Below are 210 nucleotides of genomic sequence, written 5' to 3'. Positions count from 1 at the left end.
CAGCGTCTCTTTTTGTATCTATACAGGTATATTTATGTCTTCCTTTAGACTCGATCAAAATAATTAAACATATATAAGTGGCAACCATGTGTTTACCGTATGCACAACGTGCAGCGTCTCTTTTTGTATCTATACAGGTATATTTATGTCTTCCTTTAGACTCGATCAAAATAATTAAACATATATAAGTGGCAACCATGTGTTTACCGT

At 33.3% G+C, this 210-nt stretch carries 1 protein-coding gene; it reads right to left on the bottom strand.

All coding sequences use genetic code 11. The annotated features are described in order from the left end of the window. Positions 1-199 (bottom strand): hypothetical protein (locus tag BHE89_RS24255; RefSeq protein ID WP_216080980.1); only part of this gene is annotated, 199 nt, incomplete at its 3' end. Positions 200-210: the final 11 nt, after the last annotated feature.

Source organism: Shigella sp. FC1967 (assembly GCF_001743005.1).
Classification (GTDB): domain Bacteria; phylum Pseudomonadota; class Gammaproteobacteria; order Enterobacterales; family Enterobacteriaceae; genus Proteus.
This window is presented reverse-complemented; position numbering and strand designations above follow the sequence as displayed.